Source organism: Epilithonimonas sp. JDS, from assembly GCF_021261315.1.
In the GTDB taxonomy this organism is placed as follows: domain Bacteria; phylum Bacteroidota; class Bacteroidia; order Flavobacteriales; family Weeksellaceae; genus Epilithonimonas.
Window position 1 is genome coordinate 1 of sequence record NZ_JAJSAX010000002.1, and the last position, 24,041, is coordinate 24,041.

Sequence of the window (24,041 nt, forward strand, 5' to 3'; positions counted from 1 at the left end):
TTCTGATACTTTTATTTTTTTCTGTCATCTTGATAATTTATTGTTACTGCTATAAAAATTAAGGATATTTTAAAGTCAAAAAAAATTAACTTACTAATCCTAATTCTTTTAAATAAACTTCAATTTCAAGATCAAGTTGAGAGCGCTTTGCTTCAAGCTCCTTAATTTCCGCCATTACCGCTTGGATGTCGATTTCTTCTTCCTCTTCAAAAGTATCTACATATCTAGGGATATTCAGGTTGTAATCATTATCAGCAATTTCCTGCAAAGTAGCAAGATAAGAGAATTTCTCTTCCGCTTTTCTTTCCTGGTACATATCAACAATTTTATTGATATGTTTTGGAAGCAATACATTTTGATTTTTTTGTTTTTCAAATTCTTTGCTTGCATCCACAAACAGAACATCCTCGTCCTGTTCTCTGCATTTCTTAAAGACTAGTATACAAGTCGGAATGCTTGTACCAAAGAAAATATTGGCAGGTAAACCGATTACAGCATCCAGATAATTTTTCTCTTTAATCAGATATTTACGAATAACCAATTCCGCTGCACCACGGAACAAAACTCCGTGAGGCATTACCACTGCCATAATTCCGTTCTCATCCAAATGATGAATCATATGCTGGATAAAAGCAAAATCAGCTTTTGAAGCCGGAGCTAATTTTCCATATTGTGAGAAACGCTCATCTAACAATAAAAGTTCATTGCTACTCCAATTTGCAGAAAAGGGCGGATTGGCGACAATAGCATCAAAAGTTTTATCAAGGTGTTGGGGTTTCTCAAGCGTATCTTCCTGCTTGATATCGAAATTACTGTAATTGACTCCGTGAAGAATCATATTCATTCGCGCTAAGTTGTAAGTGGTTCGGTTCATTTCCTGACCGTAGAAATCACTTACTTTTGCTTCGCGGGCAACACGAAGGAGCAAAGAACCACTTCCGCAAGTTGGGTCATATACGGATTTCAACTGGGATTTTCTGCTGGTAACGATTCTAGCCAAAATGGTAGAAACTTGTTGAGGTGTGTAGAATTCCCCTGCTTTCTTGCCTGCTCCACTTGCAAATTGTGAAATCAAATATTCATAAGCGTCACCCAAAACATCGGCATTGGTATCAGAAAGATTGAAATCTATATCATCCAGATGATACAACACTTTGGAAATCAACGTATTTTTCTCATCTTCGGTTTTCCCTAATTTGGAAGAAGTTAAATCTAAATCTTCGAAAAGATTGTCGAAATCGTCTTCACTATCAGTACCTAAAGTAGATTGCTCTATATTAGTAAGAATCTTTGAAAGTTCTGCAAGGATAAAATTTGATTTTCCTTCCTCTTTTTGATGGCCCTTTTTAGCAATATTACTGAAAAGTTCTGATGGTTTTAAGAAATATCCTAAATCTTCAACAACCTCTTCATAAATTGCCTGAACGATTTCTTTTCCTTCCTCTGTATTTTCATCAACATCATTGTAATCAATGTCTTCTCCAGAATCTAATAAAATTTTGTTGGCTGTAAAATGAATCTTCTCAGACAGATATTTATAGAAAATAAATCCTAAAATGTAATCCCGAAATTCGTCGGCATCCATTTTCCCTCTTAAAGTATTGGCAATATTCCAAAGTTGCTGCTGCAACTGACGTCTTTGTTCTTCTGACATTTTAAATCCCTAATTAAAATTCTTGGTTATTTGATATTTTGCCAAATATAACCAAAAAACCACCAACACCTTACGGAAATCCATAAAAACCCATTAGCCTAAATTAAAAATTTCAATCTCATTAAAATGAAAAAATTGTTTGAATTCTATCTGTCCATCTCACTACTAATCCCCTCCTTCGCCAACTCTCCCCGCAACACATTGATATAAGTTTTGACAGTTGTTTCAGATTCCGGCGTGAGGGTCACTTTGGTGGAGAAAATGGTGTTACGGCTTGTTTTTCCGTTTTTCATTTTTATCTGCATTCTGCCACCGTAGCCGCCGCCTTTGATGGATCTTTCGACCCGGAAGATGATTTTGTCGATGTCAGTAATTTTGTACTTGGTGAACAGCAGGTTGTTGATAATGAGGTAACCGTCTTTGATGAGGTAAGGATCTACCCTTTTATTTCGCATCAGAAACACAATGAGCAATACAAAGGCAATACCGCCAAAAATAATCCAGTAGGAATCGTACCAGTCATAGCCAAAAGGTGTGGTAGCGGTTGCTACATTTTTTGCATTTGCAGGCGACAATTTTCCGGAACGGCTGAGTTGCCGGATGTCGTCGGATCCTAATTCTTTTGAAGTAGTCAGATACCTGACAGTTGCCTGATCTTTGATTTCATAAACAGCGGACGACATCAACTGCGAACTGCCCAGATCATCAAAATAGAAATACCGGCTTCCCGCCTGCCAGACACTGCCATAAGTAACCGCTTCATTGCTTATCTTTTTTAAATTCGAGGCCTGCACATTCTCTAACTCCAGCAAATGTGTTGAGCGGCTTTGAAGTCCTGTTTTCTTGCCCCAGTGTTCGGAAGCTTGCAGATAGTAGATCCTGTTACCACTCGAAAAGACATCGTGCGAAATCTCCTCAAAACGGTTATTCTGAAAAGGATTGTCGGCAGCCTTTTCTACTTTTTTCGATTCCGAATTGTAAAAATAGAGACCATCTTTGGCAGCAAACAACGCCTGATTGGCATGTTCCAGATGTTCACTGATCAATCGGTAAGGTGCTTTGGCAAGATCGAAAGAATGACCGTCTGCATAGACCATTCCTTTTTCAGGGTCAATAAGATAAGCGTTTCGGGAAGGCAGATCTGACTCGATACCGATCTCGTGGAGACTTGTATTGTAGGCCAACGGGAGCAGTTGGTTTTCATAATAAACTCTTTTGCCGTCGGTGCGGTAGAATTCGCTTTCCCGCTTGTCACCATCCCAATAACGGATCTGGATGGGCCGGATTGTTTTAGGATCGGCTTGCGGTAATTCAAGTCCTTTGTAAAAAGCTTTATGAGCATTAGCCGCGGTTGCGAAGGCGGGTCTGGATTCATAAATCTGATGCTTTGGCAACTCAACAAACGGATACCAATAGTTCTGCGGCTTGTCTGCAATCCCCAAACTCTGACCGGCTAACTGAAGAATGAAACCCACCGCACTGAGGGATTCGTTTTTCTCAGAATTTCGGGCGCAGTAATATGAAGTTTCGCCGTCGGTGTAATAATTATTCCCCACGACTTTAAGTTTGTTGGGATTCAGCCCTTTCAGAATGATATTTCCGGCATAGACGTGCTGTTTGTCATATCCAATGTGGGCATCTGTAAAATTGTCGGGAATCACTTTAAAGGTTGACGGATCTGCTCCCTTGACTTCATAGTAGCCATTACTGGGAACCATCGCATAAACCTTGCCTTCGTAAATGGAGAAAATACCATTGAGTTCTATTTTCTCTGTACTGTAACCAATGGAATCTTCCTTAGCAGAAAGGCTGATTGAAATCACCGCAAAGGAGATTCCAAACATCAGAATAAAAAAACCATAGATGAAAAACCGGTATTTGTACATCATAAGCTGACTGATTATTTATTAATCCACTTCAAGGTAGAAGTAAATATCAAGCCAAATTTCGGCTTCGAAAGTCTCAAACAGCGTTATTCGTAATACGATTAGCGAATGCTTATACTTTCTTAGATGGTGATGCAGGCTGAGCGGCGCTGATATCGTCTTCGTGAAGGGTGATTTCTAAAAAGCCTGAGGCCTGGCCGATCATTCTGCGGGAGTCTCTGCTGAGGTTTTTGATTTTGACGGTTTTGTTTTGAGACTGGTATTTGTCGGTTATTTTTTTAAGCGCATCCAAAGCTGACATATCTGCGATCCGGGATTCCTTAAAATCGATAATGATGGTTTCGGGATCATCCGCAACATCGAACTTCTCCAGAAAAGCCGTTGTGCTTCCAAAGAATAATGGTCCATAGATCTCATATAATTTGCTGCCGTCGGCATTGATGCTCTTTCTTGCGCGGATTCTCTTGGCATTGTCCCATGCAAATACCAAAGCCGAAATCACTACACCAACCAGAACTGCCAAAGCCAGATTGTGAAGAATTACGGTAATCAAAGCTACCAGCATTCCGACAAAAATATCGGATCTCGGCATCTTGGTAATGATCCGAAAAGATGCCCACTCAAATGTACTGATCGCCACCATCATCATCACGCCTACCAGAGCAGCCATCGGGATCTGCTCGATCACCGGACCGCCAATCAGAATGATGAACAGAATAGTCATTGCGCCAATCATTGCAGAAAGTCTCGATCTTGCGCCGGCACCGATATTAACAAAAGTCTGTGCTACCATTGCACAACCGCCCATTCCACCGAAAAAAGCATTGGTAATGTTGGCCGCCCCCTGAGCAACCGCTTCTTTGTTGGAGTTGCCTTTGGTATTGGTGATTTCGTCTACCATATTCAGGGTCAGGAGTGATTCTATCAAACCAACGCCGGCCATAATCATCGCATAAGGAAAAATCACTTTTAAAGTCTCCAGATTAAAAGGAACGGAAGGGATATGAAAGCTTGGTAAAGAGCCGCTGACACTGGCTATATTAATGACTTTTTTTGTGTCAATATTAAAGCCATAAACCAGAGCAAAAACAATTATAATGGCAATCAAAGATGCCGGAACTGCTTTGGTAATTTTTGGAACAATTAAAACAATGGCAACCGTCAAAGCCGTTAGTCCAAGCATCACATATAAGGCTGAGCCGGTGAGCCAGGAGCTGACGCCATTTTCAACCGTTTTGAACTGAACCACCTGCGCCATGAAGATAATAATCGCCAGGCCATTCAGGAAGCCGTACATCACAGGCTGAGGAATCAGTCGCACAAATTTCCCCAGCTTAAAAGCACCCACCAGAATCTGAAACAATCCGGCTAACGCCACAGCAGCGAACAAATACTGAACGCCGTGTGAAGCCGCCAAAGCCATCAGCACAACCACTGTAGCACCTGCCCCACCGGAAACCATTCCGGGACGACCGCCTAAAATGGCTGTGACAATTCCCATCAGAAATGCGGCATAAAGTCCGGTCAACGGTGATAGTCCTGCGAGAATTGCAAATGAAAGCGACTCGGGAATCATCGTCATTGCGACGGTTAAACCTGCCAGAATTTCGGTTTTAATGTTGATCTGTCTGAGGTCTGAGAAATTGAAGGCGTCTGCAAGCATTGGGATAATGAAATAATAGCGGCAAAAGTACGAAAACAAAATTCACCCGCCGTTGCTGGCTGCGAGTGTCTAAGTCTCCAATTTCTATGCTGAAACAGTCATGAATAGGTCACCAGTTTCCTGTATCGTTCTCAAAACCGCAATTATGATAAAATACCTTCGATTTTGAGATACTGGAGCAGCATTATAGTTTTGGCATCTTTGATTTCGCCTGACTTGATCATTTCTAAGGCTTGTGAGAACTGGTATTCCAGGACTTCGATGTTTTCAGCTTCTTCTTCCAGTCCGCCGCCGTCGCTGACTTTCATTGCTTTGGAATATTCAGCGATGAAGAAATAGAGAATTTCTGTGACAGATCCCGGTGACATATACGCTTCATAGACTTTCTTCACTTCCCTGATTTTGTAGCCTGTTTCCTCCTCCGTTTCTCTTCTGATGCAGTCTTCGGGATTGTCCTGATCCAGCAATCCGGCGCACGCTTCTATCATCATCCCATCCGCATTACCATTGACGTAAGTCGGAATCCTGAATTGTCTGGTAAGGATGACGGTTTGGGATTCTTTGTTGTACAGCAGAATGGTTGCACCGTTTCCCCGATCATAAGCTTCCCTGCTTTGGGTCTGCAATGTGCCGTCTTTCTGAAGGTACTCATAAGTGATCTTTCTAAGGACATACCAATTGTCGGACAGGATTTCTGTCTTTGTGATGTTGAAGTTTTTCATAGTTTATGGTTAAAGCAGCTGATTATAATGTGTAATCATCTTGCCTGCAAAGTAATAACGGGAATCTTAATGTTATCATATAGCAGATTCGGATAATTACTAATATTTATATAAATCAGCACAAAAGGCTTACTTATCCTCAAAATATTCATTATCTTTAGTGAAACCAAAACACAATAACTAATGAAATACTTCTTCCTGATTTTGACTGCAATCGTTTTCAGTGATACTTTAAAGGCTCAGAAAACAGCCACAGCAGATCTCTGGTCGGGCGAATACGCCGTCTATCCCACTGGTGATCTTAGCAAAAGTGCAGGAAATCTGACTATCGTAAAACTACCGGATCTCAAAGCCGATGATCTTCCCGTTAAGCTGCAGACAGATCTTGAACGCTGGACAATCATCTCTGAGCAGGAAGCTAAAAAAGATTCTACAATGGTGCGAAGATTCCTTTTCACCCCAGAAAATGATGAGTACAAGGAGTTTGGATGGACAGGCCTTCATAAAGCCGGCAAAATGAACTGCATTGACGGCGGTCATTTCTTCATCTGCCAAACGGAAGCGAATACGACTGTAGATTTGAGAGGTGACAAGGCTTTTCTGACAAAAACCGGCGTGTTTGGCATCTGGCTTCATCACGGTCTTGTAACGCTTAAAAAAGTAAAATAATTACAGATCAGAACATTATTCAAAATCTTGGCTCTCCTGAAAAATCAACTATTATCAAAATGATTTTGCATCAGAAACTTAAAATTCTAAAATTCATCAATGTCTTATTAATGATTGTGGTGATTCCGCTGCTTTTAATTTATGTTCTGCTGATCATTCCGGAATATTCAGCCTGTAGTGATACAATGTTTGAAGGCGAAAAAGGCATTGACTTCTGGGGCGATGAGATCGACTGCAATGCAGAAAGCCAGGCGTTTTCGGAAGCTTTGTTTCAGATGTTTTCTGTCATCATTATCATCATTGTTTCCTTTTTAATTTTGATTAACCTCTTTTATTTCAGTCTCAAAAAAGGACTTCTGCAATCCGGCAGCTGATTGAAAATTAAAGATAATGCTTTATCAGCGCCGGTTTGGCTTGAATTGTGTTGCGCTTATTTTATGACTAATAACACAACTTATGAAAAAAGCGATCACCTTACTCCTGCTGACCTTCTTTTTCTACCACGCTAATGCTCAGGAAAATAGCAGACTTCTAGATAATGTTCTTTCACAGCTGAAACTGAACAAAAAAGACATCCACGAACCGCTGTACCGAGAAAAGGTTCTGCCCAATAAACCTTCCAACACGCTGATGGTGATCCCGAAATACAGAGTGAACGAAACTGATGAGTACGGAAATCTCTATCTGGAACTGGATGCCTATATCATCATTGCAGACAATACTTCGGGGAAAATTCTGTACAAATACATTGAACCGAATGCGTGGACTTCCGATGCGATGGCTCTTTGGGATATCACGATTGACACAGGGCTTTACCAGCTTAATGAAAACACAAGAGCTTTTGGAATCCGCGCAAGCTACAGAAACGGCAGCCAGCCAAATCCATCCCACAATACAGATCTTTCTCTTTATATAGTCCAGAATAATACCTTAGAACAGATTCTCAACAATTACAAAATAGATTCGGCTGGCGGTGAATGGGACACTAAATGTGCAGGCGAGTTTGAAGACAGTACAGGCCACATCGATATTGACAAAAATAAGACAAACGGCTTCAAAAATCTGATTGTTAAAAGTAAAACGACATACACCAAAAGCATTTCGATAAAAGATGACTGTGTTGAAAAAGTAACCCATAAAAACAGCACCAAAATTCTGAAATATAACGGCAAGACCTATCAATAATAACCACCAAAAAACTGATGAAAAATGAAAACCAGAATATTTCTACTCCTTACCCTATTTATTTTAATGATCGGCGCGTTGTCATTTACTGTCCTATTATCGAGGTCAGAGGTTGTCAAAAAAGGATATAAAAGCTCAAAATTATTTTCGAAATCCGCTACTGATAAAGACACCGATAAAAATTCAAACTCCGAAATCAGACTGAACAAGCGGGATTCTGCAGCACATAAATTGCAAGGAACCAACAATTCATCTGAAAGTCAAAGTGAGATACAAAACAAAAAAACGATTGTCTGCAAAGACCAAGGCGGTGATATGGAAACTGGTTATGTGACGGAATGTCTATATAAAAATTATAATCTGGCCGAAGCTTATGACGCGTTCCGAAAAAGCAACAACAGCAATGATGACGGTAAATATCTGGAAAAGCAGATGCCCAAAGCCAAACACATTGCAAGCTTTGAAGAATGTCCGATTTCCGTAACTTACACTTATCCCAAACAAAATATGCTGGAATTAGAGCTTCTGTTTCCCGGCGGTGTTACCATTATTAAATTCAATGATGAAAAAGACAAGGTGATCGTGACTGTCAATCATTCCCCAGATTAATTGGAAAGTATTAAGAGCGACCTCTGATTGAAATTTTAAAATTTTTCAAGTGAGGATCAATTCTGCCTAACGATTCTGATCTGTTCAGAAACTAAAAATTAATTATCATTTTAATATTAATAATGCTTAATTTGTACATTATTTACTTAATATCAAAAATGAAAACAGGAATTATCACATTCTTTTCTATACTTGTTGCAGGCAGTTCTGTCGCGCAGACAAAAGATACACTGGCTGACAAATTATTGGTATATCAATTACCAATCGGAGCCTGGGGAAAACAACTCAATGACGGCAAAGCTGTTAATTACAATTTGCCTCTCGATAAAGCATTACTGGAAAAAATAAAATCCACTGGTGACGATCACGCCACCATCGACAATAGTGCAACGACGAGGGAAATCAATATCCTCCTTAAAGCTTACAAATCAACTAAAAATCCAGCCTATCTTTCTGCTGCGGAAAAAGGTATTAAATACTTGCTTTTGATGCAGTATGAAAATGGCGGATTTCCGCAATACTATCCCAACAAGCAGATTTACCGCAAACAGATTACCTACAATGACAATGCAATGATCAACGCATTGACTATACTTTATAATGCTTCTGAAGGTAAAAATGATTTTGACGCCGTAAGTTCTGAATTAAAATTAAAATCAAAAACAGCACTCAAAAAAGGAATCGACTGTATTCTGAAAAATCAGGTTTTACAGAATGGCATTCCGACAATCTGGGCAGATCAATATGATGAGATTACACTTCAACCTGCAAAGGCCAGAGCTTTTGAGCCAGTTTCATTAGCAACTGGAGAATCTGTTGGAATTGTCAGATTTTTAATGATGCAACCTGTAACGCCAGAAATCGAAAAATCAATTAAAAGTGCTGTAAAATGGTTTAAGCAGTACAAAATTGAAGGTTACAGCTATAAGGTTAAGGAAGTGAATGGCAAAAAGATCAGGGTTTTGGAAGAAGAAAAAGGTTCTGTTGTCTGGGCAAGATTTTATGACATCAAAATTAACAAACCAATTTTCGGAGACCGCGATGGCAGCATCAAAAATAATTATGAAGAAATATCCGAAGAACGACGCAACGGATACAGCTGGTACATTGATTTTGCCAGTAAACTGACCGATAAAGAATTCCCTAAATGGCTGACTTCAAACCATCTTTCTGAGTAGATGATGTTATAACTTAATGTTAAAAAAAGAAATTTGTTTGGTATTTAAGAAGTTTTAGTTGTAGTTTTGCTAACGCTGTTAGAAAAATAAAATAATGGGCTTACACGAACGTCGTCAAAGAGAAAAGGAATCTATCCGTGCAAATATTTTGCAGGAGGCTTTCAACTTGGCCAAGACTGAAGGTTGGGCTTCACTTTCTATCCGTAAAATTGCCGATGCGATTGAATACAGTGCACCGGTAGTTTATGATTACTTTGAAAACAAGGAAGCAATTTTATATGAAATTTCATTAAATGGTTTCCATCAGTTACACATCGAATTACTGAAAGCTCAGAAGAAACACGATGCACCGGAAGATCAGCTAACTGCAATTGTGGATGCTTACTGGAAATTTGCATTTAAGAATAAAGAATATTACCAGCTGATGTTTGGATTGGGAATGCAGTGCAGCGGAAAAGGAATGATGAAGGAAGAATTTTCCTCATTTCAGGATATGCTTTATGAATGTACCTTAGAAATCATCAATAAAAAAGGTTCAAATCCGGATAATGCCTGCCACTCTTCTCACGCTTTGTTTTCAGCCGTTCACGGTTTGATTTCTATTATGATGATGAGAAATGCAGATATTCCTTCTACAATGAATAAAACGACGCTGGACGAAACTGTTTCTGCGTTCATTAAATCATTGTAATTTTTTTTTGGCTTTCAAATTAACACCGTTAGGAAAATTAACATTAAATTAATCTGAGACTTTTTAAGTTTTAAATCTTTCAAGAAGTCAATTTTTACCATAAAACATTAACACCGTTAGCTATACTAACAATTTTAAGCAACTTCAGAAATCAATTTTAAAATTAAACTATTATGGAAACTAAAATCTAAACACCAGCGAATGTTATATTTTTTTGAACAAATCATTAACACTGTTAGGAAAAATAACTACAAAACTATTAAGAACATATCTAACTTAATCTAAAATTCAAACTTCAAAATGAAAACTATCACTAAAATAAAATTTATCATACTTCTATCGAGTATTATACTTTTACAAAACTGTACAAAAGCGGCAGAAGGCGCAGGCGCACCGCCACCAGCTCCAGAATTGCCTATCTATACTGTCATCACTTCCAACACTTCTACTTTTCAGGAATTCCCGACCGCTTTGGAAGGAAAAAACAATGTGGAGATCAGATCTCAGGTTGATGGTTATCTGGACAAAATTTATGTGGAAGAAGGTGCTTTCGTAAGAGCTGGACAACCTTTATTCAAAATCGATTCCAGATCTTACGGCGAACAGGTGAATATGGCAAGTGCCAATCTACAAGCCGCAAACGCCAATATTCAGAAAATGAAAGTGGAAGTTGACAGATTGACGACTCTAGTTGCTGAAAAAGTGGTTTCTGACGTTCAGCTGAAAACTGCAAAAGCCAATTACGCCGTCGCAGTTGCAACCGCTGCTCAGGCCAAAGCTTCTTTGAGTGGTTCCAGAATTACAAACGGATTTACTACAATTACAGCACCTGTCAGCGGCTATCTTGGCAGAATTCCTTACAAAAAAGGAAGTTTAATCTCCAGAACCGACGCTACTCCACTTGCTTACGTTTCTGACATCAGCGAAATCTATGCTTATTTCTCCATCAGTGAAATCGATTTTATCGCTTTCCAAAAGAAATACGTCGGCGCAACGCTTGAAGAAAAAATGAGAAATATGCCTTTGGTAGATTTAGTCATTGCTGATAACACGACTTATTCTGAAAAAGGAAAAATGAAAATGATTGACGGTCAATTCGATAAAAGTACAGGTGCAATCACGGTTCGTGCCACTTTCCCAAATCCAAACGGAACTTTGAGAAGCGGAAACACCGGAAAAGTAAGAATGCCACAGCTACTATCAAATGCAGTTGTTATTCCGCAAGAATCAACCTTCGAAATTCAGGATAAAACTTACGTTTATGTTCTTGGAAAAGACAAAACCGTGACCAGTAAACCAATTACGATTTCAGGAAAAACCGAAAATTACTATTTCATTTCTGAAGGCCTTAAAAAAGGTGATCAGATCGTTTACACCGGATTAGGCAGCTTGAAAGACGGCGCGCCAATCAAACCAAAAATGATTTCTTCTGACAGCTTATTGACAGCAACGCCACTGTAAATAGCTGATAGCTTTTGGCTTTTTGCTAATGGCTAACTAAAGATTTAATTATTACTAATTTTTAAAAATTGGCTTTAAAGCTAATTGCCAAAAGCTATTTGCCGAACGCCACTTAAAACTATACTTCTTATGTTCAAAAAATTCATAGAAAGACCGGTACTCTCAACGGTTATTTCGATCATCTTATTATTATTGGGATTGCTCTCGGTGTTCCAATTGCCGATCACGTTATTCCCCGATATTGCGCCACCAAGCGTGCAGGTAACGGCATCTTATCCCGGCGCTAACGCCGAAGTTGTTGCCCGTTCTGTAGCCAATCCAATTGAGGAAGCGGTAAACGGTGTGGAGAATATGACTTACATGACTTCGAATTCCAGTAACGATGGATCGATGACTTTGAGTATCTTTTTCAAACAAGGTTCAGATCCTGATAATGCAGCGGTAAACGTTCAGAACAGAGTTTCCAAAGCGATGAGTCAGCTTCCTCAAGAGGTTGTTCAGGCAGGGATTTCGACTCAGAAAGTTCAGAACAGTTTCATTATGTTTATGGGAATCACGAGTGATGATCCTAAACAATACGACGAGCTTTTTCTTCAGAATTATATGAAGATCAATATCATTCCGCAGCTTCAGCGTATTCCGGGAGTTGCTCAGGCTCAGGTTTTTGGATCTAAAGACTATTCGATGAGAATCTGGTTGAAACCGGATCGTCTCGCTGATAATAATCTGTCGCCTCAGGAAGTTTTGGCAGCGGTTAAAAACAGCAATCTTGAAGCTGCGCCTGGACGTTTCGGACAAGGAAGTACGGAAACTTACGAATACATTTTAAAGTATAAAGGGAAACTAAACAAAAACGAAGATTACGAAAATATTGTTGTAAAATCCAATAGCGACGGTTCTTTCCTAAGATTGAAAGATGTTGCCAGAGTAGAATTCGGATCTTACAGTTACACCGCAGCGAACAGAGTTGATGGCAAGCCTGTAGCTGGTTTCGCAATTCTTCAAACTGCAGGATCTAACGCAAATGAAATCCTAACCGAAGTTGAAAGACAGGTTGAAGAATTCAAAACAACACTTCCAAAAGGAGTGAAACCAATCATTATGTACAACTCCAAAGACTTTTTGGATGCGTCTATTCATCAAGTTGTGGAGACTTTGGTGATTGCATTTATCCTGGTTTTCATTGTGGTTTATATTTTCCTTCAGGATTTCAGATCGACTTTGATTCCGGCAATTGCGGTTCCGGTTGCGATTATAGGTACATTTTTCTTCCTGAATTTATTCGGATTCAGCATCAATATGTTGACCTTATTTGCTTTGGTTCTCGCCATTGGTATTGTCGTCGATGATGCGATTGTGGTTGTAGAAGCCGTCCATTCCAAGATGGAACATACGGGATTACCAGTTGATCAAGCTACAAGAGAATCGATGACTGAGATATCGGGAGCGATTATTTCCATCACTTTGGTAATGTCGGCGGTGTTTATTCCGGTTGGATTTATGCAAGGTCCGGCAGGTGTTTTCTACAGACAGTTTGCTTTCACATTAGCCATTGCTATTTTGATTTCAGCTATTAATGCATTGACATTGAGTCCTGCTTTATGTGCGCTTTTACTTAATGATCCTCAAGGTGAACACGGCGAGCACCATCAAAAAACAGGTTTCGGATCCAGATTTTTCAATGCCTTTAATACAAGCTTTAATAATCTGACTAAAAAATATATTTACAGTCTTAAATTCTTAATCAAAAACAAATGGGTCAGCGTTGGTGGACTTGTATTGATTACGGCTATTACAATTTTCTTAGTCAATAAAGCGCCTTCTGGATTCATTCCAACGGAAGATCAAGGTTTTGTTTTATATGCTGTGAATACGCCTCCTGGAAGTTCATTGGAAAGAACCAACAAAGCGACAAAACAAATTGATAAGATTATAGAAAAGGAAAATGTAGCCAAATATCTTTGGGTTTCTGACGGTTTGAATTTCATTAGTAATGCCAATGCATCGCCCTACTCTGCCGGTTTTATCAAACTTAAGGATTACGAAGATCGTGGCGACGTAAAAGATCCGGATCAGATCGCCGCGGGGCTGACAGGAAAAGTAGCGCAGGTAAAAGATGCGAGTGCTTTCTTCTTCAACTTCCCTACTGTTCAAGGTTTTGGTAACGTTTCCGGTTTCGAATTTATGCTTCAGGATAAAACCAATGGTTCTTTTGAACAATTGGGAACTACGACTCAGGCTTTTATTGGAGAACTGATGAAACGTCCGGAAATTGCCTTTGCATTCACAACTTATGCGGCAGGAAATCCTCAGTATACCATTCAGGTTGATGCCGACAAAGCCAATCAGTTAGGCGTTTCTGTCAACGATTTGATGCAGACTATGCAGATTTATTACGGAAGTAGTTTCGTCTCAGATTTCAACAGATTTGGAAAATATTACAGAGTAATGGCTCAAGCAGATATTCCTTACAGGACCGATGCAAACTCATTGGAAGGAATCTATGTAAAGAATAATCAAAGTGAAATGGTTCCGGTAAAAACATTGGTGACTTTGAAAAGATCTTTCGGACCAGAAACAGTTACAAGAAACAACCTTTTCAATGCCGTAACAATCAATGGAACGCCGAAACCCGGTTATAGTACAGGAGACGCAATCAAAGCGGTGGAAGAAACGGCAAAAAATTCATTACCAAGAGGTTACGGCTACGAATGGACAGGAATCACACGTGAAGAGAGACAAACCGGCGGACAAACGGCTTTCATCTTTATGTTGAGTATTTTGTTTGTGTACTTCCTATTAGCAGCGCAGTACGAAAGTTACATCTTGCCTTTCGCCATCATTTTGACGATTCCTACAGGGATTTTCGGAGTTTATGCTTTTACAGGTTTGGCTGGAATTGACAATAATATTTACGTTCAGGTTGGATTAATTATGCTCGTTGGATTGCTTGCAAAAAATGCGATTCTGATTGTGGAATTTGCAGTTCAAAGAAGAAAAGCTGGAAAGACTTTAATCGAATCTGCACTTCAAGCTTCAAGATTAAGATTAAGACCAATTTTGATGACATCATTCGCATTTATCATCGGGATGTTACCATTGGTTTGGTCGCAAGGTGCTGCGGCGAAAGGAAATCATTCGATCGGAATTAGTACTGTTGGTGGGATGTTTACGGGTGTTGTCTTCGGGATTTTCATTATTCCGGTGATGTACGTGATTTTCCAATATCTGCACGAGAAAATGCCAAGCAGAAAGAAACGTAAAATGAAAAAAGAAAAAGCGGCTTTAAATTATATTTAATAATCCTCTCCCTAATCCCTCTCCAAGAGAGAGGGACTTCAGAAAGTCTAGAACGCGGAATCTTACGCAGCCTGACTTGAGTGAAAATCCTTTTTTGCTTATACTCAAGTTCTATTTAGACTGAAATCTTGGAGCAAAAAAGATTGGGAACGGAAGGCGGAAAAAGCTGCCCAAAACAAGACGTCAATAATTTAAAACTAAAAGAAAATCAATGAACATCATAACAAAAATAAAAGAGATTTTGGTATCATCAGTGGTAGTCGCAAGTGCGGTTTCCTGCATGCCAAAATTAGCTTTGGATAAAGTAAGTCCAGAGTTGCCGGAAACATTCAAATACACGGCAACCGCGGATACTGCAAGCATCGCCGATTTGGAATGGAGACAATTCTTCAAAGATCCGATCTTGCAAAATCTGATCGAAAAAGGAATCAAAAATAACTATGATTTGCTGATCGCTTTGAAACAAGTCGCTTCTTCTCAAGAACGATTGAATCAGGCAAAATATCTGCAATATCCGGACATCAGTTTTGGCGTTTCTGGACAGATTTCCAGACCTTCAAAAAACAGTATGAACGGGCAAAGTCTAAATTTGTTTTTAGGTCAGAGTCACGTTGAAGATTATAATGCGGCTTTCAATTTAAGTTGGGAAGCTGATATTTGGGGAAAGATTAAAAATCAGCAGGAAGTTTCCAGAGTTCAATATTTGCAGACTTACGAAGCTTCAAAAGCGATTCAGACGCAAGTGGTCGCAGCAATTGCTCAAGGTTATTACAATTTGTTAATGCTTGACAAACAAATGAATGTGGCAAAATCCAATCTGCAACTCAGCAAAAATACTTTAGATGTGACTGAGAAAATCTGGAAAGGCGGCGAAACGACTTCATTAGGCGTTCAGCAGGCGAAAGCCAGAACAGAATCTACGGAACTTTTGATTACGCAACTCGAACAAAATATTGCCATTCAGGAAAATGCATTGAGTATTTTGGTGGGTGAAAATCCAGATAAAATCAGTAGAACGATTGAAATGTCCGATTCGTCTTTACCACAAAATATCTCGGCAGGAATTCCCGCTGCGATGGTGAGCCGTCGTCCGGATGTTCGCCAGCAGGAATTGGTTTTACTGGAATCCAATTCGATTGTGGGAATTGCTCAGGCAAGTATGTATCCGGCTTTGAGGATTACCGCAAACGGTGGTGTGAATTCATTTAAAATTGATAATTGGTTTCAGATTCCAGCTTCGATGTTCGGTTCTGTTTTAGGAGGAATCACACAGCCTATTTTCCAGAAAAGACAATTGAAAACCGATTTGGCAGTTGCAAAAATCCAGAGAGAGAAAAACGTTCTGGCTTTCAGACAATCTGTTTTGAATGCTGTCGGCGAAGTTTCTGACGCATTGGTTTCCAATGAAAATCTGAAACTTCAGGAAGTGAAAGCTTCTGAGCAAGTGACAACGTTGAAAGACGGAATAAAAAGTGCCGAACTCCTTTACAAAGGCGGAATGGCAAACTATCTGGAAGTGATCACGGCTCAGGCCAACTCACTTCAGGCAGAATTAAATCTGGCTTCTATCAAGAGACAAAGACTCAGCAGTATTGTTGATCTTTACAGAGCTCTGGGAGGCGGATGGAAATAAATAAAGTTTAAGTTATTTTTTGTTAAAAGTTACTTCGGTGACAAAGATGGTCGGAAAAGTTCCGGCCATTTTTTTTTGAATTATTTTCATTAATAATAAATTAAAATTGTAGAATTGAAGCTTAGTTAGCAAATAATCATTTACAAAACCAATATTTTGAGTTATTGGAACATCTTTTGTGTAGATTTGAAATTAGAAAAAACTAGTTGATGAACGAAAAATTACACGAGAAAAAACACACACGCAGAAAATGGTTTTTGGGAATAGGAATTGGTTTCCTGGTTCTGATTTTGGCGTTTCCCTTTGCTCTGGATTTCTATCTTCAAAGAAAACTTCCAGATCTCGTAAACGATAAAACACCTTACAAAATTGAGTTGAAAGATTTTTCATTAAGTCTTTTAAAAGGTGATTTTACTGCGGATGAATTGAAAATTTCCACAAAAAATCCCAAAGATTTTTCTATCACTCAGATCAATGGAACTGTGAAGAAAATAGAACTTCATGATATTTCTATCTGGAAAGCCATTTTCAACAAATCTTATCACGCGGATCAATTGCTTTTAACGGATTCTAAAATCAATGTAAGACTTGCTCCTAAAAAGAAAAACGAAAAAAAACAGAAGAAAGCGACGGATATTCATATCAATAATATTTTGATTAATAATGTTTTTGCAGACATCAAAAATGCGGATGGAAAACCGGTTTTCGTTGGAGAAAATATTAACATCAAACTGAAAGACATCAAACAAAGCGGTAACGATTCGAAGATTCCGATTGCTTTTCAGGAATTTAAGATCGATGCAAAAAGCGTCAAAATAGGCGTAAATGAATTTTATGAAGTTGATGCTGACGAAATTCTGGCTGCAAACAAAACACTGGAACTGAAGAAATTTCATCTCAAACCATTGCAGAAAGCTGCCAATTACAATGCGAAAAATATCTTTGATTTCTATTCTGAAAACTTATTGGCAAAGGATTTCAATGTGAGCGAGGATTCTTTGATTGTTTCCGATATCATCTTTAAACATCCGGATCTTAAAGTCACTTCCACAGGAAAAAACATTGTTGAAAAGGAGAAAGATCCGAAAGAAATCGATATGAAAATCGGTTTGAAAAACATCAGTTTTGAGAAAGGTAAAATTGTGGTTTTGCAGGCTGATTTGGACAAAACAGCTTCAATTGATCAATTTAATTTCAAACTCAGCAACATCGTTTTTGATAAAAATACTGTGAAAGAAAAAATCCCTTTCAGATTTACCAATCATGACATCGAAGCGGATAATATTTATTTTAAAGCCAACAAACTTCAGGCTGTCAGAATTAAAAAAATCGATTCTCACGATTCTAATATTCTGTTCGAAAAAGTTCAGGTTACGGCTTTGGCAAAATCTGCGAACAAAGATCTTTTCAACATCAATACAGACGAAATCAAGATCGTAAACAACCAGACAAAATACATTGGTCAAAAACTGAATATCCTGATGGACGGAATTGAAATCAAATCGCCTGACATCAAAATAATTTCATCCAATCACAAACAAAAACCAAAACAGAAAAAATCCAGTTCTACTCTACCCGATTTTGCAGCGAAACTTGGCTTCATCAATATTTCGAATGGAAAAATGTCTCAAACCAGTCAGGGAAAACAGAAATTGTCGGTTGGCAAATTTGACATCAACTTACAGCAATTGTCTTCCAACACTGCAGATTTTAAAAATCACAAACCTGTTACGATTGGCAAAAGATTGATCAATGCTCAGAAAATTGACCTTGATGCGGGAAAATATTATACGCTTAAAATTGCTCAGCTTAAAAATACAGGCAATAAAACGGGTATTAAAGATTTCAAATATCTGCCAAAGTACTCCAGAGCCGGCTTCAGCAAAGTGATTGCGAAAGAGACTGATCTCTATACAATTTCGGTTAAAAGTATTGGCATTACGGATAAAAATTCGGATTTATTCAGAAATCCTGTGATTGATATTAGCAAAGTCGAAATCGATGGTTTGAATTGTAATATTTACCACGATTTGGCTCCGGCAGACGATCACGATCCTAGAATATTATTCAGTAAAAAATTGAGGAATGTAAAAATGCCTTTGTTTGTCAAAAGTGTGTTGATCAAAAACTCAGCGTTGGTTTATGAGGAAAATGCAGAAAATAGTAACATTCCCGGAAAATTAGAATTTGAGAATTTTGGGATTTTAATTAATGATGTCAACAACGGGAAAATCAAAGGAAGACCAACTGTGATAACGGCTGATGCTAATTTTGCTTTCTATGGAACTGCGCCTACCAACATCGTTTGGAAATTTGATGTGATGGATTTGCAGGACAAGTTTACAATCAAAGGTAGCATTCTCAAGCTTTCTGCTGACAACGTCAATTTATTTGTACGACCATATCTGAATATTACGCTGGACGGAAAAATTGACTATCTAAAGTTCGATTATTATGGTACCAATGCCGGAATCGCCGGGAAATTTTATTTCAAATACAATGATATGTACGTGAATTTCCTCAACAAAAAAGGAAAGGAACGAAAAGTATTGTCGACGATGGCCAACTGGTTTGTAAAAAACGAATCCAAGGGCGAACCAACGCACGTGCTGATCGAGAAAAAACGGGATCCGGACAAGAGTTTCTTCAATATGTTATGGCAGGGCATTATGGAGGGACTCAAGAAATATGTGATCTGAAACAATCTAAACTTAACAATTTCTTAACAATAAATTGTCTATTAGGAACTATCTTTGATACTGTTGTGGAAAATAAAAGTTATGAATTTTTTTGATCTTTACGTCAGATCTGTCTATTTTGAAAAGGGAAAAATCGGGAGGCTAAAACTCTCATTCAGGCATTTTATCTTCGGAATTATCAACCTGCCACTACTTATTATCTGGGCAGTTTGGAAAGGTCTTTTTCAGTAAATTTCATTTAAATTTTACAAAGGAAACTCAACTTTGAAACCGATTCCACGGACGGATTCGAACTTGATTCTATCGTCTTTCTGGAGATATTTCCGAAGCCTTGTCATAAAAACATCCAGACTTCTTCCCAGGAAATAATCATTTTCACCCCAAAGGCTTTCCAGGATTTCTTTGCGGTTGATGATCTTCTGATTGTTTCGGGAAAGCAAAAGCAAAAGTTCCGATTCTTTTTCGGTCAGCTGGATTGTTTCGGATTCAAATTTCAACTGAAACTGCGATGGAATGAAAGAATAATTTCCAATTTTAACGATTTCTGTCTGAGGATTTTGCTGTCTTTTCAGTATGTTTTTAATGCGCAAAATCAACTCTTCCGGCTCGCAGGGTTTTGTGATGTAATCGTCGGCGCCGAGTTTTAAACCCAAGATTTTATCAATACTTTGACCTTTTGCAGTTAAAAATAAGAAGGGAATATCAGATGTTTTTCTGATTTCTTTTGACAGTTCGAAACCGTCCATAAAAGGAAGCATCACGTCCAAAATCGCCAATTGGTAATCCTGGATGATTTTTTTATTATTAATGATAAATTCGGGATTCGAAATCCAATTGACCTCGAAATCTGAGAATTCCAGATATTGTTGCAAAACCATTCCCAAGTCTGCATCGTCTTCTACCAAAAGGATTTTAGTTTTCATTTGGAATCTGGATTTTGAAGGTTATGCCTTTATCAGGATTGGATTTTACAGAGATTTTTCCTTTGTATTTATCAACAATGGATTTCACCAAAAATAATCCAACACCCAAACCATTGATGTTCAGATTTTCGGTTCTGGAAACGCGGTAATATTTATCAAAAATAAATTTCAAATCGTCTTTTGGAATTCCGATACCATCGTCGGAGATTTCTATTTCAAGATTTTCATTAATGATAATACCAAGATTTTTCGTGCCGTATTTTACAGAATTATCGATGAGATTGTCCATCATTTGTGTGAAGTCATTTTGACGAAGAACTTTATTCTTAATTAAATCCAGATTGATATTAAAGTTAATGTCTTTATAAGTTTTTTTAATGTTCGAAAAGTAATTTTCCATTTCAATCTTATCAATCAAAATATCCTCAGAATCCGAATGATGAATGGATTTTACAATATTTTCCAGACGTTTGATTTGTCTTTCCAATAAAGTTTTGGTTTCAGAATCTGAGGTTTGGACGATTGAAAATTTCAACGTTGTGATTGGCGTGTTCAGTTCGTGTGCGATCGAATCGATGGTGGTGTGAAGCTGTGAGATTTTCTTTTCCTGGCGATTCAGGTTTTTGATGCTGTTGTAAAAAAGATAAACAATCAGAATTATGATTAATAAACTAATAATAATCAAAGGAACAATTTTCCTCAACACCAAATACTGAATATTCAGCAACTGATACGACGCTTTTGACTTTACCAAATAGTTGTAACGCTCATTAACATTCAAATCAGTATTGGTTTTTGATTGGTGGCTTGACCAAATACTTTCCGTCAGCGACATCGGTTTTTCAACCTTGTTAATCGTTTGGAAGAGCGTAATCGATTTACCTTTTGGAAGCAGTTCTTCATTCTTCAATTCGTCCAAAACAGAATAAATCTCATTCTTCATCGCCATTTCAAATCCAGAATTTCCAACATTTTTCCTGAGCAGAGATTCCATTTTTTGACTGTATTGGATTTCTGATGAGTAAATTTTATCAGGAAATTTTATTTGTTCACCCTGAATCGTAATTCCCAATTTCAACCTTTCAAAATCACCCACAAGTCGATTGTCATTGGCATCGGTGTCGAATTTGTCCATTCCGTCCATCACTTTACTAGCTATTTCTTTTGCCTGACGGTTGAAGTCCTTTTCTTCCAAACGGTACGAGTTATAGATGTAAAAGCCTTGCAGCGCAACCAAAATAATCAGGCTGAACGTGAACAAAATGACGGTGATATTTCTCTTGCGATTCATATTTCAAAAATACAATCAAATTTCCTTCAAAAATAGCATTAACCGTTCGTTAACCCTTCATTAACAAAACTTTGATGCAAACTGTCTCAATTTTGGAGAAAATCAATGAAATGAAATATTACATCACAATTTTACTGATATTCCCGATTCTGATTTGGAGTCAAAGCATCAAAGGACATCTTGAAAATGAAAATCAGGAACCGATTTCGGACGGCATTATTCAAATCAATGAAAATAAAATCTATAATTCTGATGCGCAAGGAAATTTTGTGATTGATGGAATCTCGGTGTTTCCAGTTTCATTAATCATTAAAAAATCTGGTTTTCGGGATTATGAATTGACGCTCGAGGAAAGCGATTTGGCATTGAATATTATCCTTAAAAAAGATACTTTGAACAACATCGAAGCGGTGACCATCAAAGCAAATAAACCTTTGCTGAAAAGGAAAATCGACCGATTGGAATTCAATATCGATAATACGCCACTTCAAAATCTTAATGCTTGGGATATTTTGAAAAGTACGCCGAACGTCTTGGTGAAAAATGAAGAATTGAGCGTTCGTGGGAATTCGCAAATCATCGTGACCATTAATGATAAAAAAACTTTGATGACGCAGGAGCAACTGAAACAACTTCTTGAAAACACCGATGGAAGCAACGTTTCGTCCGTGGAAGTCATCACCAATCCGCCTGCGAAATATGAAGCTGAAGGCAGCGCCATCATTAATATTAAAATGAAAAAAAATGTGCTTTCTGGTTACAAAGGACGGATTTCGACGCGTTATCATCAATCGATTTATGCAAAAGGAAAGATTGGAACTTCGCAATCTTACAACACTGGAAAATGGCAATTGAGTGGAAACTATGATTTCGTGACCGGCGATTATGTTCGGAAAAATTTCGATGTCGTAACTTTCAGCAATGACAAAACACTCTGGGAAAGCGATATGACGCGGAAAACGCACGCACACGAACAACATATTTACAATTTCGCCGGGCAATACAGTTTGGATAGTTTGTCAACCGTTCAGTTTGGTTTTGATGGCTACAATGCGCCCAATAACAATGGTCATTACAAGGTTCCGACGAATATTTACAGCACGGAAAACGGACAGTTGCAATCCAATTATTTGACATCGAATCAGAAAAATGAGTTTAATAATAGTTTTAATTCTTATTTGGTTTTTGATAAGAAATTTAGTGACCAGAATTTGACCTGGACCAATAATTTCAGTACGAAAAAATATAAGGAAAATCAGGACATTGAAACGCAACTCAATTTTGTGGACCAGCCGGAAGATTACAATCGATTTGGAAGTAAGAATATGCAGAATATTTCGCTTTACTCTTCGCAGTTGGATTACCGATTGACAAAGGAAAAATTCACGTTGGAAAGTGGAATTAAATATAGTTTTGTGCATAATGAAAACGATCTGGATTTTTTTGATGGAACGCGGGAATCTATTATCTACAATCCTTTGAAAAGTAATTTGTTTGATTATAAAGAGAATATTTTTGCCATTTATGTTTCATCAGAATATAAATTGAAAAAGTGGGAACTGAAAGCTGGATTAAGGTCGGAAACAACTGCTATCAAAACAAAATCTGACAATCCAACGGTTGAAAACAACAGAACGCGAACTGGACTTTTCCCCACTTTTTATGCGATGTACACTTTGAACGATGACCAGCAATTGGGATTTTCATACGGCAAAAGAATCGACCGACCGAATTATGATTTCCTGAATCCATCGAGGTCTTATTATAATTTGTATTCTTATTTTCAAGGTGATGCGAATTTGAAATCGACGATTATTCACAATCTGAGTTTGACTTACACGGTGAAAAACTGGAACTTCGAAATGTATTTCAGTTACATCAAAGACCCGTCGATGGAAATTTCAATCCAAAATCCGGAGACTTTTGAAACGGTTTACAATTTTACGAACATTGACCACGGAAAAAATTTGGGCGCGAATGTTTCTAAAAGCTTCTCGATAAAGCCATATTGGAAGCTGAATGTTTTTGCGATGGGCGAATATCAGGAAAATTATTTTATGGGTGTGAATCAAATCCTTTACAAAAATGATGTGTTCTTCTACAATACGAATCTTTCAACACAAATCACTTTGGACAAAGCAAAAACTTGGGATTTGAATGTGGGTTACGTTTATAATTCGAAGACTATACAAGGTTCTTTTGACATCAGTTCTTCACAGAATACTTACGTAATCATCAATAAAAAAATGTTTAGCAAAAGACTGGAAGCCGGCTTGGTTTTCAATGATATTTTTAAAACGAATAAGAATACGATTTCGACAAATTATGCCGACCAGAATCAATATTTCAAGGATTATCGGGACACGCAGAATTTCATTATCAATCTGAAATATAATTTTGGAAATCAAAAAGTGAAAGAAGCAAAAGCCAGTAGCAAGACGGATGAACAGAATAGATTGTAATTTCTATTTTATTAA

At 38.0% G+C, this 24,041-nt stretch carries 17 protein-coding genes; 11 read left to right on the top strand and 6 right to left on the bottom strand.

Translation table 11 applies throughout. The features are described 5' to 3' along the window. Positions 1–85: 85 nt before the first annotated feature. The 4 genes from LUD75_RS06805 to nudK form a co-directional block, all read right to left on the bottom strand. Positions 86–1,654 (bottom strand): type I restriction-modification system subunit M, encoded by a 1,569-nt coding sequence (locus LUD75_RS06805; RefSeq protein WP_232704928.1) that lies wholly within the window; start codon positions 1,652–1,654, stop codon positions 86–88. A 146-nt stretch (positions 1,655–1,800) separates the two neighbouring features. Further along, positions 1,801–3,543, bottom strand: coding sequence for a DKNYY domain-containing protein (locus LUD75_RS06810; protein WP_232704929.1), 1,743 nt, complete (start codon positions 3,541–3,543; stop codon positions 1,801–1,803). A 109-nt stretch (positions 3,544–3,652) separates the two neighbouring features. Next, complete coding sequence (locus LUD75_RS06815) at positions 3,653–5,203, bottom strand: SulP family inorganic anion transporter (protein ID WP_232704930.1); 1,551 nt, start codon at positions 5,201–5,203, stop codon at positions 3,653–3,655. Positions 5,204–5,346: 143 nt separating this feature from the next. Then, positions 5,347–5,925, bottom strand: a complete 579-nt coding sequence (gene nudK, locus LUD75_RS06820) for a GDP-mannose pyrophosphatase NudK (RefSeq protein WP_232704931.1) — start codon at positions 5,923–5,925, stop codon at positions 5,347–5,349. Positions 5,926–6,108: 183 nt separating this feature from the next. Here nudK and LUD75_RS06825 point away from each other — a divergent pair, with 183 nt between their 5' ends. The 10 genes from LUD75_RS06825 to LUD75_RS06870 all read left to right on the top strand — a co-directional run bounded on the left by LUD75_RS06825 (position 6,109) and on the right by LUD75_RS06870 (position 19,350). Then, positions 6,109–6,594 carry a phosphate ABC transporter permease gene (locus tag LUD75_RS06825; protein WP_232704932.1) on the top strand — a complete coding sequence of 162 codons (486 nt, stop codon included), beginning with the start codon at positions 6,109–6,111 and terminating at the stop codon, positions 6,592–6,594. A gap of 59 nt (positions 6,595–6,653) precedes the next feature. Beyond that, entirely contained in the window at positions 6,654–6,968 is a 315-nt protein-coding gene (locus tag LUD75_RS06830; protein WP_232704933.1) for a hypothetical protein, read from the top strand. 82 nt (positions 6,969–7,050) lie between these two features. After that, a complete protein-coding gene (locus LUD75_RS06835) occupies positions 7,051–7,779 on the top strand; it encodes a hypothetical protein (protein WP_232704934.1) in 729 nt (242 codons plus the stop codon). A 24-nt stretch (positions 7,780–7,803) separates the two neighbouring features. Beyond that, positions 7,804–8,388, top strand: a complete 585-nt coding sequence (locus LUD75_RS06840; protein WP_232704935.1) for a hypothetical protein — start codon at positions 7,804–7,806, stop codon at positions 8,386–8,388. A gap of 158 nt (positions 8,389–8,546) precedes the next feature. Beyond that, complete coding sequence (pelA, locus tag LUD75_RS06845; RefSeq protein ID WP_232704936.1) at positions 8,547–9,566, top strand: pectate lyase; 1,020 nt, start codon at positions 8,547–8,549, stop codon at positions 9,564–9,566. 94 nt (positions 9,567–9,660) lie between these two features. Next, positions 9,661–10,257: a TetR/AcrR family transcriptional regulator gene (locus LUD75_RS06850; RefSeq protein ID WP_232704937.1), complete on the top strand. Its 597-nt coding sequence runs from the start codon at positions 9,661–9,663 to the stop codon at positions 10,255–10,257. A gap of 300 nt (positions 10,258–10,557) precedes the next feature. Further along, positions 10,558–11,718: an efflux RND transporter periplasmic adaptor subunit gene (locus LUD75_RS06855; RefSeq protein WP_232704938.1), complete on the top strand. Its 1,161-nt coding sequence runs from the start codon at positions 10,558–10,560 to the stop codon at positions 11,716–11,718. A gap of 129 nt (positions 11,719–11,847) precedes the next feature. Next, positions 11,848–15,018 carry an efflux RND transporter permease subunit gene (locus LUD75_RS06860; RefSeq protein WP_232704939.1) on the top strand — a complete coding sequence of 1,057 codons (3,171 nt, stop codon included), beginning with the start codon at positions 11,848–11,850 and terminating at the stop codon, positions 15,016–15,018. Between the two features lie 211 nt (positions 15,019–15,229). Continuing rightward, entirely contained in the window at positions 15,230–16,651 is a 1,422-nt protein-coding gene (locus tag LUD75_RS06865; RefSeq protein WP_232704940.1) for an efflux transporter outer membrane subunit, read from the top strand. A 209-nt stretch (positions 16,652–16,860) separates the two neighbouring features. Beyond that, a complete protein-coding gene (locus LUD75_RS06870) occupies positions 16,861–19,350 on the top strand; it encodes a hypothetical protein (protein ID WP_232704941.1) in 2,490 nt (829 codons plus the stop codon). Positions 19,351–19,595: 245 nt separating this feature from the next. Here LUD75_RS06870 and LUD75_RS06875 read toward each other — a convergent pair whose 3' ends face one another. Continuing rightward, positions 19,596–20,273 (bottom strand): response regulator transcription factor, encoded by a 678-nt coding sequence (locus LUD75_RS06875; RefSeq protein ID WP_232704942.1) that lies wholly within the window; start codon positions 20,271–20,273, stop codon positions 19,596–19,598. After that, on the bottom strand, positions 20,263–21,564 hold the full coding sequence (locus LUD75_RS06880) for a HAMP domain-containing sensor histidine kinase (RefSeq protein WP_232704943.1): 1,302 nt from the start codon (positions 21,562–21,564) through the stop codon (positions 20,263–20,265). Before LUD75_RS06880 ends, LUD75_RS06875 begins: the two co-directional genes overlap by 11 nt. A 110-nt stretch (positions 21,565–21,674) precedes the next feature. Between LUD75_RS06880 and LUD75_RS06885 the strand changes: the two genes are divergently transcribed. Further along, on the top strand, positions 21,675–24,026 hold the full coding sequence (locus LUD75_RS06885; protein WP_232704944.1) for an outer membrane beta-barrel family protein: 2,352 nt from the start codon (positions 21,675–21,677) through the stop codon (positions 24,024–24,026). Positions 24,027–24,041 lie beyond the last annotated feature (15 nt).